The 18924-nt window shown below is 72.4% G+C and carries 2 protein-coding genes; both read left to right on the forward strand.

The genetic code is table 11. The annotated features are described in order from the left end of the window. Positions 1-22: 22 nt before the first annotated feature. Positions 23-6418, forward strand: a complete 6396-nt coding sequence (locus tag CFN78_RS08620; protein ID WP_094862103.1) for a non-ribosomal peptide synthetase — start codon at positions 23-25, stop codon at positions 6416-6418. A gap of 11 nt (positions 6419-6429) precedes the next feature. Then, positions 6430-18924 (forward strand): non-ribosomal peptide synthetase, encoded by a 12495-nt coding sequence (locus CFN78_RS08625; RefSeq protein WP_165777490.1) that lies wholly within the window; start codon positions 6430-6432, stop codon positions 18922-18924.

Raw genomic sequence — 18924 nt, forward strand, 5'->3', positions numbered from 1 at the left:
CCGTCAGGAGACAGAGGCCTTCATGCTGGAGACGACCGCCGTGCCCGGATTCCCGGACACCCCGCCCGCCGTGCCGACGCCGCTGTCCGCCGCCCAGCGGCGGCAGTGGTTCCTCAACGACCTGACCGGCGGGAACGGGGTGACGGTCTCGGTGGCCGTGACGCTGGCCGGTGACCTCGACACCGGCGCACTGCGGCGGGCACTGGCGGACGTGGTCGCCAGGCACGACGTGCTGCGCACCGTCTACATCGGGCGCGAGGGCGTTCCGGCCGCGGTGCCGCTGGAACCCGCGCTGGCCTGCCCGGAACTCGGCGTCGTGCCCGTCGTCGAGGAGGAACTCGGCGCGCTGCTGGCCGCGACCGCCCGTGGCGGCTACGACCTGGAACGCGACCGTCCACTGTGGGCGGGCCTGTACCGGCTCGCCGAGGACGAGCACGTACTCCAGCTCGTGCTGCCCGGGATCGCGGCCGACGAACGGTCCGCGGACATCGTGCTGCGCGACCTGGCCCTCGCCTACTCCGCGCGAACCGAGGGCGACCAGCCGGAATGGCCCGCGCTGCCCGTCCGGTTCGCCGACTTCGCCGCGTGGCAGGAGCGGACCTTCGGCCCGGACGGCGAACCGACCGCACTCGCCGGCCGGCAGCTCGATTACTGGGTGAACGCCCTCGACGGGATGCCCTCGGGCATCGAACTCCCGGTGGACCGGCCGCGCGCGGCGGGGGCGAGCCTGCGCAGCGACCGGGTGGAGGTCCGGCTCGATCCCGGCACTCTCGCCGCGGCGGGCGCACTCGGCGAACACGCGGGAGGTGACCTCGCCGCGGTACTGCGCTGCGCGTTCGCGGTGACCCTGCGCGGTTTCGGTGCCGGTGGCGAGATCCCGGTCGGCAGCACGGCGGACGATCGCGCACGACGTGAGTTCGACGCGCTCGCCGGACCGTTCGCCGATCCGCGGGTGCTGCGCGTCGATGCCGACGGCTCCGTCCCGTTCGCCGAACTGGTGACCCGTTCCGCGAAGGCCGACCGCACGGCGCGGAGCAACGCGGGGGTGCCGTTCGAACGGGTGGTGGCCGCGGCCGGGGCGGAGCGGTCGGCCTCGCGCCACCCGCTGTGCCAGGTGACCGTCGACGTCCATCCCGCCGCCGCGCCACCGCCGTTCGACGGTCTCGAGGTGACCCCTCGCCCCGTTCCCGGTGGCCGCTCGCCGTTCGACCTGAGCCTGCGGCTCGACCCGGACGGGCACTGCGGGCTGTCGTACAGCGCCGCGCTGTTCGACGAGTCGACGGCGCATCGGATCGCCGCCGCGTTCACCCGGGTGCTGACCGCGGCGGTGGCCGAGCCGGACGTCCCGGCCGGACGTCTCCCGGTCGCCTCCGCCGCGGAGCTGCGGGAACTGCTGCACGACCGCAACGACACCGCACGCCCGGTGCAGGAGACCGGTGTGGCCGAGGACTTCGCCGCCCGCGTCCGCTCGGCCCCGGACGCGGTGGCGCTGGTGTGCGGTGCCGATGAGTTCACCTACGCCGAACTGGACGCCCGCGCGAACCGGCTCGCCCGCCTGCTGTTGCGCGGGGGCGCCGGACCGGAGACCTTCGTCGCGCTGGTGCTGCCGCGTACCGAGCAACTGGTGACCGCGTTGCTCGCGGTGGCGAAGACGGGCGCCGCGTACCTGCCGGTCGACCCCGAGTACCCGGCCGACCGGATCGGCTACATGCTCGACCACACCGCCCCGGCCATCGTGCTCGCCGCCGAGGCCACTGTGGACGCAGTTCCCGGTTCCGGCGAGCGCACGATCATCGTCGACGCCCCCGGCACCGGAACGGAACTGTCCACACTGGACGATTCCGCGATCGAGCCCGGTGAGCTGGCCGCGCCCGTGCACGGCGGCAACGCGGCGTACGTCATCTACACCTCCGGCTCCACCGGACTGCCCAAGGGCGTGGTGGTGTCCCGCCGCGCCCTGGCGAACTTCCTCGCCGACATGACGGATCGGGCAGGCCTGCACGCGGGGGACCGGCTGCTGGCCGTCACCACCATCGCCTTCGACATCGCAGCGCTGGAGATCTACCTGCCACTGCGGACCGGAGCCGCGGTGGTGCTCGCCGACCGGGACGCGGTGCGCGATCCGGCCGCACTCGGTGCGCTGGCCCGGTCCGCCGGAATCACCGTCATGCAGGCCACGCCGAGCCTCTGGCAGGCCGTCTGTGTGGAGGCCCCCGACGCGGTGCGCGGGCTGCGGATGCTCGTGGGTGGCGAGGCACTGCCCGCGGCGCAGGCCCGGCGGATGCGCGAACTGGGCGGCTCGGTCACCAACGTCTACGGCCCGACCGAGACCACGATCTGGTCCACCGCGGCCGTACTGACCGAGGACACCACCACTCCGCCGATCGGCGGGCCGATCCGCAACACCGGGGTGTACGTCCTCGACGCCGCGCTGCGGCCGGTACCCGCCGGGGTCGCGGGCGAGCTGTACCTCACCGGCGCCGGGCTCGCGCGCGGTTACCTCGGCCGTCCCGGGATCACCGCGGAGCGGTTCCTCGCCGCACCGTTCGGGGCTCCGGGAACGCGGATGTACCGCACCGGCGACCTCGCCCGCTGGAACACCGCGGGCACCCTCGACTTCCTCGGCCGCTCCGACCACCAGGTCAAGATCCGTGGCTTCCGGGTGGAACTGGGCGAGATCGAGACCGCGCTGGAACGCCACCCCGGGGTGGCCAGGGCGGTGGTGATCGCCCGCGAGGACCGTCCCGGCGACGTCCGCCTCGCCGGGTACCTGGTGCCCGCCGCCGGGCCGGTCGAACACCGGGATGTGCTGGCGCACCTGGCTTCCGGCGTGCCGGACTACATGGTTCCCGCCGCGCTGGTGACCCTGGACGAGCTGCCGATGACGGCGAACCGCAAGGTGGACCGCTCGGCACTGCCCGCGCCCCGGTTCGCCGCGGACGGTTCCGGCCGCGCTCCGCGGACCACCAGGGAGGAACTGCTCTGCGACCTGTTCGCCGAGGTCCTCGGGGTGGTCCGGGTCGGCATCGACGACGGCTTCTTCGACCTCGGCGGGCACTCGCTGCTCGCGATGCGGCTGCTCGGCCGGATCCGTACCGTGCTTGGTCACGCGCTGCCGATCCGTGCCCTGTTCGACACGCCGACCCCGGCCGGGCTCGCCGCCGCGCTCACCGGTGAGGCCGCCGACGGCGATCCGATCGGGCGTGGCCCGGAGGCGGGCCCGTGGCCGTTGTCGGCGGAGCAGCGCCGCATGTGGTTCCTGCACGAGTTCGAGCCGACCGGCACCGAGTACAACTCGAGCGTGGCCGTCCGGCTGCACGGGAGCCTGGACGTGGACGCTGTGCGCCGGGCGCTCGACGCGCTCGCCACCCGGCACGAGTCGCTGCGCACCACCTTCGACACGGTGGACGGGCAGGGCGTGCAGATCGTGCACCCGCCGGGTCCCGTCCCGCTGCGCAGGCGCGACCTGTGCTCGCTGCCGGAGCCGGAACGCGCCGGCGTCCTCTACGCCGCGCTCGCCGACGAGATCCGCGAACCGTTCGTGCTGCGCGAGGGTCCGTTGCTGCGTCCGCTGCTGGTGCGTACCGCCGAGGCGGATCACGTGCTGCTGCTGGGAATGCACCACATCGTCACCGACGGCTGGTCCAAGAACATCCTCATCCGCGAGTTCTGTGCGCTCTACGCGCAGGCGTGCGGCGGGCCCGCGGCCGAGCTGGAGCCGTTGCCACTGCGCTATCGCGACTACGCGCACTGGCAGGCGGCGGAGCTGACCCGTCCCGCCGCGGCGAACGAGCGCGCGTACTGGAAGCGGGTCCTCGACGGCGTCGCCCCGCTGGAACTGCCGACGGACCGGCCCCGGCCCGCCGAGCGGACCTCCAACGGCGCGGTGGCCTCGTTCGCCATTCCGGCGGAGGTGACGGCGGGACTCACCGCCCTTGGCACCGCACACGGCGGCACGCTGTTCTCCACGCTGGTGGCCGCCGTGCAGGTGCTGTTCGCCCGCTACAGCAGGCAGTCCGACATCGCCGTGGGCACCGTCGTCTCCGGCCGCTCCCGGCCGGAACTGGAGAACCTGGCCGGTTTCTTCGTCAACACCCTGGTTCTGCGCTCGCGGGTGCCAGGGGACCGCGGCTTCACCGATCTGCTGGTGGACGTCCGGGAGACCGTGCTGGATGCGTTCTCCCATCAGGGCGTGCCGTTCGACGAGCTGGTGGACGCCGTGCAACCCGAGCGCGATCCCAGCCGTACGCCCCTGGTGCAGGCGGCGGTCGTGCTGCAGAACACCCGGGGCTCGTATGGCGAGCACGGCGGCGTGACGATGACCGAACACGAGTTGCCCCGCCTGTCCGCACTGTTCGACCTCGGTTTCGAGTTCACCGAACGGGACGGGGAACTCTCCGGCCGGATCGAGTACAACACCGACCTCTTCGACGCGGATACCGCCCGCCGGATGGCGGAGCACCTGCTGGTGCTGCTGGACGGGATCGTGGCCGATCCGGCGCGACCGGTGGCCGAACTGCCCCTGCTCTCGGCGGCCGAGCGGGAACTCGTCGTCACCGGATTCAACGACACCGCCATGCCCTACGAGCTGGACACGGTGGTGCCGCGACTGATCGCGGCGCGCGCCGATGACCGCCCCGGGGCGGTGGCGATCGGCTCCGCCGAGGGCACGACGACCTTCGCCGAACTGGAGGAGCGTGCCAACCGCCTGGCACACCTGCTGATCAGGCACGGGGTGCGGCCGCGCGAGGTGGTGGGCCTGCGCACCACGCGCTGCGGCGACATGGCCGTCGGGCTGCTGGCGATCATGAAGACCGGGGCCGCGTACGTGGCGGTGGACCCGAGCATGCCGCCGGGCCGCGCGGCGTTCGTGGTCGGTGACTCGGGCGCCCGGATCGTGCTGACCCAGCGCCGGTTCGCCGGCTCGCTGGCGGAGGCCGCCGACGCCGGGGCGACGCTGCTCTGCCTGGACGAGCTGGGGCCGGAGCTCGCCCGGATGCCGGCGAGCCGCCCGGAACCGGGCATCGGGCCGGACGACCTGGCCTACGTGGTCTACACCTCCGGTTCCACCGGTACGCCCAAGGGCGTGGAGGTGACACACCGCGGGGTGCTGAACCTCGCCACCTGGTACCGCGAGTACTACTCGATCACCGGCGCCGACCGCGGAACCCAGGTGGTACCACAGGGTTTCGATCCGATCGTGCTGGAGCTGTGGTGCAACCTCGCCGCCGGGGCGAGCGTGTGGATCGCCTCGGACGAGATGCTGGCCGACCCGGCCGCGCTCGCGGAGTGGATCGCCGGGACCGGGATCACCATGGCCGTCATTCCGGCGCCACGACTGGAATCCCTGCTGGCGCAACCACGTCTGTACGAGAGCTCGCTGCGGTACCTGATGACCGGTGCGGACGTGGTGCGGCGCAGGGTGGGCAGGCACGCGCCGTTCACGATGGTCAACCACTACGGGCCGTCCGAGATCACCGTGCTCACCACCGGGACCCCCATGCTGTGCATCGAGGACGCCGAGGAGGGCAAGCTGCCCTCGATCGGCTCGGCGATCGCGAACCACCAGGCGTACGTGCTCGACGAACGGCGCGAGCCGGTACCGATCGGCGTGCCCGGCGAGGCGTACATCGGTGGCGCCGGGCTCGCCCGCGGTTACCTCAACCGTCCGGAACTCACCGCGGAACGCTTCGTGCGCAACCCGTTCAGCGAGGATCCCGGATCGCGTCTGTACCGCACCGGTGACCTGGTGCGCTGGCTGCCGGACGGCACGCTGGACTTCCTCGGCCGCATCGACAACCAGGTCAAGATCCGCGGAAACCGGGTGGAACTGGGCGAGATCGAGACGGCGCTGTCCCGGCACGAGTCCGTCGGCGAGGCGGCGGTGACCACCCGAACCCGCCGTCCCGGGCAGCACGAGCTGATCGGCTACGTGGTGCCGGCCGGGCCGCACGGGTGCACTGTGGACGCACTGCGCGACTTCCTGGCCGCGGAACTGCCCGCCTACATGGTGCCCTCGGTGTTCGTGGTGCTGCCGGAGTTTCCGCGCACCGCCAGCGACAAGATCGATCGCAGGACGCTGCCGGTGCCCTCGGCACAGGCACCGGCCGGGCCGGAGCCGGTCGCCCCGGCCAACGCCACCGAGCAGGCACTGGCCGAGGTGTGGGCCGAGGTACTCGGCGTCGGCCGGATCGGCGTCGAGGACAACTTCTTCGACATCGGCGGCAATTCCGTGCTCAGCCTCCAGGTCGTCTCCCGGGTGCGGGAGATGTTCGACGTCGCCCTCTCGGCGCGCGAGGTGTTCCGGGCACCGACGATCCGCGCGATGGCAGACCAAGTCCGTGAACAGATCCTCGCCGAGTACGACGGCGCGGGCGCGAGTGCCGGCCGTGGCCGGGACGCACGAGGGGAACGATGATGGAGGACCGGATGCCTGCCGACGACCGGATCGACGGAGCGGCGGCCGACCCAGGCGCGGCCGACCTGGCCGCCGCGGAGCTGCTGGAACGGCGTCTCGCCGGACGGGCCGCCCGCCCGCGCGAGGTCATCGCCAGGGTGGACCGGAGTGGGCCGCTTCCGTTGTCGCACAACCAGCGCCGCCTGTGGTTCCTGCACGAGTTCGAACCCGAGGGCGTCGAGTACCACTCGGCCATCGGGATGCGGCTGGTCGGCGAGCTCGACCCGGCCGCGCTCGCCCTGGCGCTGTCCGGACTGGTCGCCCGGCACGAGACGTTGCGCACCACCTTCTCCTCCGACGAGGGCAGCCCGGTGCTGGTACTTGGTGACCCGGAACCGGTGGCGATCCCGTTCGCCGACGTCTCCGCGGTGGCCGAGGGCGAGCGGTCCGCGGCCGTCGATTCCCTGCTGCGCGAGGAGATGCGACGCCCGTTCGACCTGACCGTGGCGCCGCTGATCCGTGCGCTGCTGGTGCGTGAGGGCGAGCGCGAGCACGTCCTGCTGCTGAGCCTGCACCACATCGTCGCCGACGGCTGGTCGAAGGGTGTGCTCGCACGGGACCTCGGCGCGCTCTACCGCGCCGCGGTCACCGGCGAGCCGGACGGGCTGCCGGAGCTGCCCGTCCAGTACCCGGATTTCGCGGCCTGGCAGGCGGAACGGCTCGCCGGCGGGACGCTGGACGAGCAGCTCGGGTACTGGACGACGCGGCTCGACGGCGTCGCCCCGCTGGAACTGCCGACCGACCGCCCCCGGCCCGCCGTTCGCACCACGGCCGGTGCGCTGCACCGGTTCGACCTCCCTGCCGCACTGGCGGCGGAGCTGACGGCACTGGCGCGGCGGCGGGACTGCTCGCTGTTCACCGTGCTCACCGCGGCCGTGCAGGTGCTGCTTTCCCGGTACTGCCGCCAGTCCGACGTCGCCGTCGGCACGGTCACCACCGGCCGCGACCGCACCGAGCTGGAGCAGCTCGTCGGGTTCTTCGTGAACACCGTGGTGTTGCGCTCGCAGGTGGACCCCGTGCGTCCGTTCGACGAGTTCCTCGCCGAGGTCACCGAGACCGTCTGGGAGGCGTTCGCGCGCCAGGACACCCCGTTCGACACGCTCACCAGCGCCGTGCGCACCGAGCGGGACCCCAGCCGCACGCCGCTGGTGCAGGCGATGGTGGTGCTGCAGAACGTCCCCGGCGGGGAGTTCGCGCTGCCCGGGCTGCGGGTGACCGAGTTCCGCCCGCCGTGCGTCTCCTCGGCGTTCGACGTCATCTTCGAGTTCACCGAACGGGAATCCGGCGCGCTGGAGGTGGCGCTGGAGTACAACACGGACCTGTTCGATAAGTCCACAATGGATGGTCTGGAGCGGCATCTCGGCAGCTTGCTCACCGGTATCGTCGCCGCCCCTGGCACAGCCGTGGGCGCGCTGCCACTGCTCACCGAGGCCGAACGCGAGACCGTCACGACGGACTGGGCGGTGAACCCGGCGCCGTACGCGGCGGAGAGCACCGTGCACGAACTGGTCGCCGGGCGGGCCCGCGCCACACCGGACGCCGTCGCCGTCCGTGGTGAACGCGGCACGCTCACCTACGGCGAGCTGGACACCCGCGCCAATCGCCTCGCCCAGCATCTCGTCGAGGCCGGCGTGACGGGCGAGTCGCTGGTCGGCGTCTGCCTGCCGCGGGGTCCGGAGCTGATCGTCGCGCTGCTGGCCGTGCTGAAGGCGGGCGGGGCCTACGTTCCGCTCGATCCGGACTACCCCGCCGACCGGCTCGCCTTCATGCTCACCGACACCGGTGCCCGGCTGGTGCTGACCGAGTCCGCGCTGGCCGGCGCACTTCCCGCGGAACCGGCCCGGTTGCTGTGCGTGGACACCGAATCCGCGGCGATCGCCGCCCGTCCGGACACAATCCCGCCGGTCGTCACCGGGCCCGGCGACCTCGCCTACGTCATCTACACCTCCGGCTCCACCGGCACACCCAAGGGCGCGATGATCGAGCACCGCGCCATCGTCCGGCTGGTGGACGGAGCCGACTTCGTGGCGCTCACCGACCGGGACGTGGTGGCGCAGGCCGCGGACGCCACCTTCGACGCGGCGACCTTCGAGATCTGGGGGCCACTGACGGCGGGCGCGGCGATGGTGGTGCTCGGCAGGGACACCCTGCTCGACCCGGCCGCGCTGATCGCCGCGCTCCGGCGGCACGAGGTGAGTACGCTCTGGCTGACCGTCGCGGTGTTCAACCAGGTGGTCGCCGAGGACCCGGCGGCGTTCAACGGCCTCGCGAACGTCATCTTCGGCGGGGAGGCGGCGAACGCCGAGCGCGTCGCCCAGGTCCTCGCCGCGGGTGGCCCGGCCAGGCTGGTGAACGGATACGGTCCCACCGAGACGACCACCTTCGCCGCCTGGGAACTGGTCGAATCGGTCTCCGGCGGCATCGTGCCGATCGGCGGCCCGATCGCGAACTCCGAGACCTATGTGCTCGACGAGGCCATGCGCCCGGCCCCGGTGGGCGTGCCGGGCGAGTTGTTCATCGGCGGCCCCGGCGTCGCCCGTGGCTACCTCGGCAGGCCGGAACTCACCGCCGAACGCTTCCTGGACAACCCTTTCGCCACGGGAGAGCACCGCAGGCTCTACCGCACCGGCGACGTCGTCCGGTGGAACACCGCGGGACGAATCGAGTTCCTCGGCCGTGCCGACCACCAGGTGAAGGTGCGCGGTTACCGGATCGAACCGGGTGAGGTGGAAGCGGTGCTTGCCCGTCACCCCGAGGTCGCCGAGGTGGTCGTGACGGCTCGCGGCGAGGGCGGTGCCACCAGGCTGGTCGGCTACGTGCAGCCGGTTCCGGGTGCCGCGCCGACGGTGCCCGCCCTGCGCGAGTTCACCGGGCGGGCCCTGCCGGACTACATGGTGCCGACCGCGTTCGTCGTGCTGGACAGGTTCCCGCTCACCGCCAGCGGCAAGCTCGACCGCCGTGCCCTGCCCGAACCGGAGGTGGGCACCGACCCCGGCGGGGTGTTCGTCGCGCCGCGCACCGAGACCGAGCGGGTACTCGCCGAGGTGTGGGCGCAGGTCCTCGGCGCCGAGGTGATCGGGGTGCGGGACAACTTCTTCGATCTGGGCGGGGATTCGATCCTGTCGATCCAGGTGGTGTCCAAGGCGAGGCGGGCAGGCATCGCGGTGACCTCGAAGGACGTGTTCACCCACCAGACCGTCGCCGAGCTGGCCCTGGCCGCGACCACCACCGGCGCTCGCCACGGCGACAGCGGTCCCGTCTCCGGCGCGGTCCCGCTGACCCCCGTGCAGCACTGGTTCTTCGCCAACCACGACGTCCGGCCGCAGCACTTCAACCAGTCGATGCTGGTCACCCTCGCCGGGGACGCCGATGCCGCCGCGCTGGGCACAGCGCTGCGCGCCCTGGTCGAGCACCACGACGCGCTGCGGATGCGGTTCCGCCGCGAGGGAGGCCGGTGGCGACAGGACAACCTCGCCACCGACGACGGCATCGCTCTGTCCACAGAGGACCTGTCGGCGGTGCCGGAGGGCGAGCGGGAGACGCGGATGCTGGCGCTGGCCGACGCCGCGCAGGCCTCGCTCGACCTCGAGCACGGTCCGCTGCTGCGCGTCGTGCTGTTCGCGGGGGGCACGGGCACGCCGCCACGGCTGCTGCTCGTCGCGCACCATCTCGTGGTCGACGGTGTTTCCTGGCGGATCCTGCTGGACGACCTGGACACCGCCTACGCACAGGCCGCGGGCGGCGAGCCCGTGCGACTCGGCGAGCGGACGACCTCGTTCCGGGACTGGGCGCGGGGTCTGCGCGAGCACGCCGCCGCCGGTGGTTTCGCCGACGAGGCGGCCCACTGGAACGCGCTGGCCGGAATGGAATCCGCGGGCTTCCCGGCCGAACACGACACCGGGGCGAACACGGTGGAGTCCGTGCGCGAGATCCGGGTACGGCTCGGCGCCGAGCGCACCCGGGTACTGCTGAACCGGGTCCCGGCCGTCTACCGGACGCGGGTGGACGATCTGCTGCTCGCCGCACTCGCCGAGGCCCTCGGCGCGCACACCGGAGCGCGGCGGGTACTCATCGACCTGGAGGGCCACGGGCGGGAGGAGATCGGTGCGGGCCGAGGCCCTGCCCCGGACCTGTCCCGCACCGTCGGCTGGTTCACCACCATCTTCCCGGTACTGCTCGACGTTCCCGGCCCCGGCGATGCCGCCGGAGCCATCAAGTCCGCGAAGGAGACCTTGCGTTCCTTGCCACGCAAGGGAATCGGCTACGGGGCGTTGCGCTGGCTGCACGAGGGCGCCGAGCCCGTGGTGCCTCCGGTCGATCCGGAGATCAGCGTCAACTACCTGGGCCGGTTCGACACCAGCGTCAGCGGAACGGGCCTGTGCCGCGAGCAGCGCCAGGACTTCGGCCGGGACCACGATCCCGCACAGGTGCGTCCGCACGCGCTCGACATCCTCGCGAGTGTGCAGCGCGGTGAACTGGAGATCGGGCTGCACTACTCGCACCACCGCAACACCGAGTCCGGGGTGCGCGACCTCGCCACCGGACTGCTCGCCGCACTGGAGCGGCTGATCGACCACTGCCTGGAACCGGGGGCCGGCGGCGTCAGCCCGTCCGACTTTCCGCTCGCCGGACTGGACCAGGCCGAACTGGACTCGCTGGCAGGCGACGGCAGCGAGGTCGAGGACGTCTACCCGCTCACCGCGACCCAGCGGGGCATGCTCTTCCACGTACTCGCCGAGCCCGAATCAGGTGTGTACTTCGACCACGTTTCCTTCCTGCTCGACGGGGTCGCCGACGTGCGCGCGCTGGGCGCGGCCTGGCGGGACGCCGTTGCCGCCACACCGATCCTGCGCACCTCGGTGCACTGGGAGAACCTCTCCCGGCCGGTGCAGGTCGTGCACCGGCCGGGAGACCGTGCCGAACTGGAGGTGCGCTACCTCGACCTGCGCGCGGCGACGCCGGAGGAGCAGCGTGAGGCCGTGGACCGGTTGATCGCCGACGACCGGGCCCGCGGCATCGACCTCACCGCCGCGCCGCTGACTCGGCTGGCGTTCGTCCGGGTAGCCGAGCGGACCGTCCGGGTGGTGTGGGCGTTCCACCACCTGATCCTGGACGGCTGGAGCTCGTCCGAACTGCTCGGCGAGATCTTCGACGGTTACGGAGCGCGGATCCGCGGGGAGACACCGGGAACGGCGCGGCGCCGCCCGTTCCGCGACCACCTCGCCTGGCTCGCCGAGCGGGACAGGACGGCCGCCGACGAGCACTGGCGGCGGATTCTCGGTGGGCTCGGCGAACCGACGCCGCTGCCGTTCGACCGGGCACCGGAACCGGGCTACCAACCCGAATCCCGCGAGCAGGCAAGGGTCCGGCTGGAGCCGGAGGCGACGGCGGCGCTGCTGACGACCGCGCGACGGCTGCGGCTGACCGTGAACGCGCTCGTGCAGGGAGCGTGGGCGCTGCTGCTGTCCCGGCACAGCGGACGCCGCGAGGTCTGTTTCGGCGCGACCGTCGCGGGCAGGCCCGCGGACCTGCCCGGGGTCGACTCGATCATCGGCAACTTCATCAACACCCTGCCCGTGCGGGTCGCGGTGCACCCGGACCGGACGGTCGCCGACTGGCTCAGCGAGCTGCAGGCGGCCCAGGTGGAAGCGCGCCAGTTCGAGTACGTGCCGCTGGCGGAGCTGCGGGCGTTCAGTGCCGTACCCGCCGGCACCCCGTTGTTCGACAGCATCGTGGTGTTCGAGAACTACCCCGGCAACGGCGAGGCCGCCGCGCGCAACGGCCTGGCACTGCGCGACCTGCGGGCGGTGGACACCACCAGCTTCGCGCTGGACCTCACCGCCTACACCGACGCGGGCACGCTCGAACTGATGCTGTCCTTCGATCCGGCGCTGTTCGACCGGGACCGGATCGAGCGGATGGCCGGGCACCTGCGGGTGCTGCTGGCCGGAATGTGTACCGGCACCGAGCGTCCGGTGCGCGAGCTGCCGATGCTTGCCGAAGCGGAACTCCTCGCGGTGACGGGGGAATCGAACGGTCCTGCCGTCGAGGTCCCGGCGGGGGAGACGGTGCTGGACCTGTTCGACGGCCGGGTGGCCGCCGATCCGGACGCGGTGGCCGTGCGCTTCGGCGAGGACGAGCTGACCTACCGGGAACTCGACGAACGGGCGAACCAGCTCGCGCACCGGCTGATCCGGCTCGGGGTCCGGCCGGGGACGGTGGCCGCCGTCGGCGTCGAACGCGGGCCCGCCATGCCGATCGCGGTGCTGGGCGTGCTCCGGGCAGGCGGTGCCTACCTGCCGCTCGACCCGAACTACCCGGCCGACCGGCTGGAGTTCATGCTCGCCGACACCGGCGCTTCGGTGCTGGTGACCGAGGCCGCGCAGGCGGCGCGGCTGCCCGTCGCGGGATCGGTGGTCCTGCTGGACGGGCAGGCCGCCGAACTCGCCGCCGAGCCGAAGTCCCGCCCGGTGTCCGCGGCCTGCCCGGACGATCTCGCCTACGTCATCTTCACCTCCGGATCCACCGGCAGGCCCAAGGGCGTGACCGTCACCCACCGGAACCTGCGGCAGGCGGCGGCGTCCTGGGCGCACGACTACCAGCTCGACGGCAGGCGCCCGCAGCGCATCGCGCTCGCCAGCCTGTCCTTCGACGTCTTCGTGGCGGATCTGGTGCACTCGGTCTGCTTCGGCGGCACGATGGTGATCTGCCCGGCCGAGGTGGTCACCGATCCGCCGCGGCTGCTGGAACTGATCGAACGCACCGAGCCCGCGGACCTGGAAACGGTGCCCTCACTGGTGAACGCCGTGCTGCAGGAGGTCGCCGGGCGGGACGGCACGTTCCCGCCGTTGCACACCCTCGTGGTGGGTTCGGACGCCTGGCGCACCGAGGACGCACGCGCGTTGCTGCGCAGACTCGCCCCCGGCACCAGGTTGCTCAACTCCTACGGCGTCACCGAGGCCACCGTGGAGTCCTCGGTGCTGACCGTGTCGGAGGAACGGCTGGAGGGCAGCACGGTCGTCCCGATCGGCCGTCCGCTGGCCGGTGTCGACATGTATGTACTGGACGGAAACCGCGACCCGGTGCCGATCGGCGTGACCGGTGAGCTCTACATCGGCGGTCGCGGCGTGGCCCGCGGTTACCTGAACCGGCCGGAACTGACCGGGGAACGCTTCGTGCCCGACCCGTTCTCGGCGGATCCAGGGGCCCGCCTGTACCGCACCGGGGACCGCGCCCGGTACCGCGCCGACGGGGCTCTCGACTTCCTCGGCCGGGCCGACCACCAGGTGAAGGTGCGCGGATTCCGGATCGAGCCCGGCGAGGTCGAGGCGGTACTCGCCCGTCACCCCGCGGTCGCGGAGGTGGTGGTGGCCGTGCCGGAGCAGGCGGGGCCGCCCAGGCTGGTCGCCTACGTGGTGCCCGCCGGCCCCGCCTCGGAGGTGGACACGGCGTCGTTGCGGGAACTGGCCGGATCGGAGCTGCCCGATCACATGGTCCCCTCGGTGGTGCTCACGCTGACGTCGATTCCGCTCAGCGTAAACGGAAAGGTCGACCGGCGGGCACTGCCCGCGCCCGCTCCCGCCGCCGAGTCCACAACGGACGGACGGGAACCGCGCACGGCCACCGAGCGGATCCTGGCCAGGGTGTGGGCAGAGGTGCTGCGCGTACCGGTCGGTGTCGAGGACAACTTCTTCGACCTCGGCGGGGATTCCATCATGAGTATCCAGGTCGTGTCGCGAGCGCGGCAGGAAGGACTTGCTGTGACATCCAGGGACGTGTTCGCGCACCAGAACGTGGAGGCGCTGGCGGAGGCGATCGACCGGGCGGAACCGCGATCCGCGGCGCCGGGCGTGGACGGGCCGGTGACCGGGCGTACCCCGCTGACACCCATTCAGCGGGCGTTCTTCGCCTGCCAGACCGCCGAACCTGGACACCACAACATGTCCGTCCTGATCGGACTGAACGAGGTGCTCGACCCGGCGGTGCTACGCACCGCACTGGACGCCCTGCTCACCCGGCACGACGCGCTGCGGATGCGCTACACCACCCAGTACGGCCGGTGGCGGCAGGAGAACGCCGCGCCGGGGGAGCGGTGGCCACTGGAGTGTGTGCCGCTGCCCTCCGGGCCCGGGGCCGAGGCGGAGCTGGAGCGCCTGTGCGGCCGGGCACAGGCCGCCCTCGACCTGGCAGCCGGGCCACTGGTCCGTGCGGTGCTCTTCGAGGCCGACGGTGGCGGCACACTGCTGCTCACCGCGCACCACCTGGTCGTGGACGCGGTGTCCTGGCGGATCCTGCTCGCCGATCTGGAGACCGCGTACGGGCAGGCACTGGCGGGGTCCACAGTGGACCTCGGTGCGAAGACGACCTCGTTCCGGGACTGGGCCCTGCGGCTGTCCGAGCACACCGGCGCAGGTGGCTTCGACGACGAGATGGATCACTGGTTCGGGGCCGGCCAGCAGGTGGACGCCACGCTGCCCGTCGACCGCGAGGGTGAGCGGACGGCGGGTACCGCCCGGACCGTGAGGGTGGCTCTCGACGAGGCCGACACCCGTGCCCTGCTGCACCAGGTCCCCGCCGCCTACCGGACCCGGATCAACGACGTACTGCTCTCGGCCCTTGCCTGGGTGCTGGCCCAGTGGACCGGGCGCGACCGGGTGCTGCTCGAGCTGGAGGGTCACGGCCGGGAGGAACTGTTCGACGACGTCGACCTCTCCGCCACGGTCGGCTGGTTCACCAGCGCCTTCCCGGTGGCCTTCGACGTACCGGCCGCCGGCGACTGGGGTGGGCTGGTGAAGGCGGTCAAGGAACAGTTGCACGCCATGCCGCGCAACGGGATCGGCTTCGGTGCGCTGCGGTGGCTGAGTCAGGCGGGATCGCCCGGCGAGGTGCTGGCCGAGTCCCCGCGCCCGCTGGTCAGCTTCAACTACCTCGGCCGGGTCGACGGGCCGGACGGCGGTTCCGGCCGGTTCGGCGAGGTCGAGTTCGGCGCCGGACGGGAACAGGCCGACGCCTCGGCGATGGAGTACCTGCTCGACATCGTCGGCATGACCACCGGCGGAAAGCTGGAGTTGAGCCTCTACTACTCGACGGCCTGCTACGAGGAGGCGACCGTGCAACGCCTGGGTGACGCGCTGGTCGAGGCGCTGCACCGGATCATCACGCACTGCGTGGACGCCGGTTCAGGGGGCGTCAGCCCCTCGGACTTCCCGCTCGCCGGCATCGATCAGTCTACTATGGACCGTCTGGTCGGTGACGGGGCGAACGTGGCGGACCTCTACCCGCTCACGCCGATGCAGCGTGGCCTGCTGTTCCACGTGCTCACCGAGGAGGGCGAGGGCGTCTACCTCGGCCAGCTCGCCTTCCTGCTCGACGGGATCGGCAACGCGCGGTCCCTCGGTGCGGCCTGGCAGCGAGTGGTCGACTCGACCCCGGTGCTGCGGACCGCCGTGCTGCACGAGGACCTGGAGGTGCCCCTGCAGGTCGTGCACTCCGAGGTCGAGGTGCCGATCAGATACCTGGACTGGCGCGAGGTCCCGGCGGCCGAGCAGCCGGAACGGCTGGCGGAGTTCCTTCGCCTCGACCGCAACGCCGGGATGGACATCACCGAGGTGCCGTTGATGCGGCTGACCCTCATCACCCTGTCCGGCAACCAGGTTCGAGTGGTCTGGACCTCACACCATCTGCTGCTGGACGGCTGGAGCGCGGCCGACATCGTCTCCGAGGTGTTGGAGCACTACCTGGCGATCGAGGGCCGCAAGGACCTCGACCTCCCGGCGCGGCGGCCGTTCCGCGACTACGTGGAATGGCTCGGGCAGCAGGACGTGGCCGATGCCGAGCGGCACTGGCGTGAGGTACTGACCGGGTTCACCACGCCCACACCGCTACCGGTGGATCACCGCGGCGAGGACGTGGTGCTGTCCGGATCCGAGGCCAAGGTCGCCTTCCAGCTCTCCGCCGACCGGTCCGCGGCGCTCACGGCGTTCGCCAGGAAACGGCGGCTGACGGTCAACACGATCGTCCAGGGCGCCTGGGCGCGGCTGCTCGCCGCGTACTCGGGGGAGCGGGACGTGTGCTTCGGCTCCACGGTCTCCGGCAGGCCGGCCGATCTGCCCGGGGTGGAGTCGATCGCGGGCATCTTCATCAACAATCTCCCGGTGCGTGTGCGGGTGGAGGACGACCGCCCGCTGCTGGACTGGCTGCGCGAGCTGCAGGACGCCCAGGTGCGCTCGCGGCAGTTCGAGTACGTCTCGCTGTCCGAGGTCCGCGGCTGGAGCGAGGTGCCGGGCCACGCGAACCTGTTCGACAGCTACGTGGTCTTCGAGAACTACCCGTACGACGGGGACATGGGTGCCGAGCACGGCGTGCGGATCAGCGAGCTCGCCTCGCTGGAGCCGACCAACTACGCGCTCGTGCTCGCCGCCTTCGCCGGTGACCGGCTGTCCTTCCGGCTCGCCTACGAACCCGGCCTGTTCACCGTCACGACGATCGAACGGATCATGGACGGCCTGCGCGCGATGCTGGAGGCGATGGCCGACCTCGATACCGGATCGGCCGAGCCGCCGGTCGGCTCGCTGCCGGTGTTGGGCACCGAACAGCGCGACCGGCTCGTCTCCGGCTGGAACGACACGGCGGTGGAGTACCGCCAGGACACCACGATCCTCGACCACTTCGCCCGGCAGGTCGCCCGCGACCCGGAGGCCGTCGCGCTGGTCGCCGGGGGCGAGCGGATGACCTTCGGCGAGCTGGACGCGCGGTCCAGCAGGCTGGCCCACCACCTCACCGGTCGCGGCGTGCAGCCCGAGGTGCTGGTGGCGGTCTGCCTGCGACGGGGCCCCGGCCTGATCGTGGGCCTGCTGGCGGTGCTGAAGGCGGGCGGGGTGTACGTGCCGCTCGATCCGGCGTACCCGGCGGACCGGCTGGAGTTCATCCTCACCGACAGCGGGGCGAGCCTCGTGCTCACCGAGGACGCCGTCGCCGGCCGGTTGCCCGCCACCCGAGCGGTGACCGTCAACCTCGATCAGGAGGCGACCGGCGGGTACCCGGCCACCCCGCCGCCGAACCGCGCCTCCGGTTCGACCGCGGCGTACGTGGTCTACACCTCCGGCTCCACCGGGCGGCCCAAGGGCGTGGTGGTGGAACACCGCAGCCTGGTGAACCTCTACGAGAGCCATCGCGCCACGGTGTTCGGTCCGGTCGGCACGGCCGTCGGCGACCGTCGCCCGCGGATCGCGCACCTCGCCCCCGCGTCCTTCGACGCGGCCTGGAACCCGGTGCTGTGGATGGTGGACGGCGGCGAACTGCACCTGGTCGACGACGACACCCGCCGGGACGCCGTCCTGCTCACCGAACACCTCGCCGAGCAGGACATCGACTTCCTGCAGACCACGCCCACCCTGTTCGGCCAGCTCGCGGACTGCGGCCTGCTCGACCGGGACGGGTACCGCCCGCGCGGGGTCGCCCTCGGTGGCGAGGCGATCGGCACGGACCTGTGGCGGCGGCTGCGGGACGGCGCGGCCGGGCTGGCGTACAACTTCTACGGGCCAACCGAGGCCACGGTGGACGCGCTGGTGCTGCCGATCGCCGACGCCGAGCGGCCGACGATGGGCCTGCCGATCCGGAACATGCGGGCCTACGTGCTCGACGAGGCGGGCGGGCTCGCCCCGGTCGGCGCCCCGGGCGAGCTGTACCTGGCGGGTGCGGGACTGGCCCGCGGCTACCTCAACCGCCCGGAGCTGACGGCGGAACGCTTCGCCGCGGCACCGTTCGACGAGGCCGTGCGCCTGTACCGGACCGGCGACCTGGTGCGCCGCGCCGCCGACGGGCGGATCGAGTTCCTCGGCCGGACCGACCACCAGGTGAAGGTGCGGGGTCACCGGATCGAACTCGGCGAGATCGAGGCGGTACTGGCGGAACACCCCGAGGTCGGCTCGGCCGCCGTCCTCGCCCGCGGCGAGGACCCGGCGCGGCGGGAACTCGTCGGCTACGTCGCGTCCGCGTCCACCAGCCTCGCCGACGGCACCGCGCTGACCGAGCACCTGCGCGGCCTGCTGCCGGAGTACATGGTGCCCACGCGGTTCGTCGTGCTGGACGCGCTGCCGCTGACCCCGAACGGCAAGGTGGACCGGGCGGCGCTGCCGGAACCGGAGGCGGCGACCGGGCAGGCGGGCGGATTCGTGGCCCCGCGCAACGAGACCGAGCAGATCCTCGCCGGCATCTGGGCCGGGGCGCTGGAGGCCGAACGGATCGGCGCGCACGACGACTTCTTCGAACTCGGCGGGCATTCGATCCTCGCGGTCAAGGTGCTCACCCGGATCAGGAAGGCCTTCGGGGTCCGGCTGTCCTTCCGGAACCTGCTCGACACGCCCACCGTCGCCGGGATCGCCGAACTGGTCGAGGACGCGATCATCGCGCAGCTCGAGGCCGAGGCCGCCGCCGAGACCGCGGCCGACGCCGGCGCGGGAGAGTGA

The sequence above is a fragment of the Amycolatopsis antarctica genome, assembly GCF_002262875.1.
Lineage (GTDB): Bacteria > Actinomycetota > Actinomycetes > Mycobacteriales > Pseudonocardiaceae > Amycolatopsis > Amycolatopsis antarctica.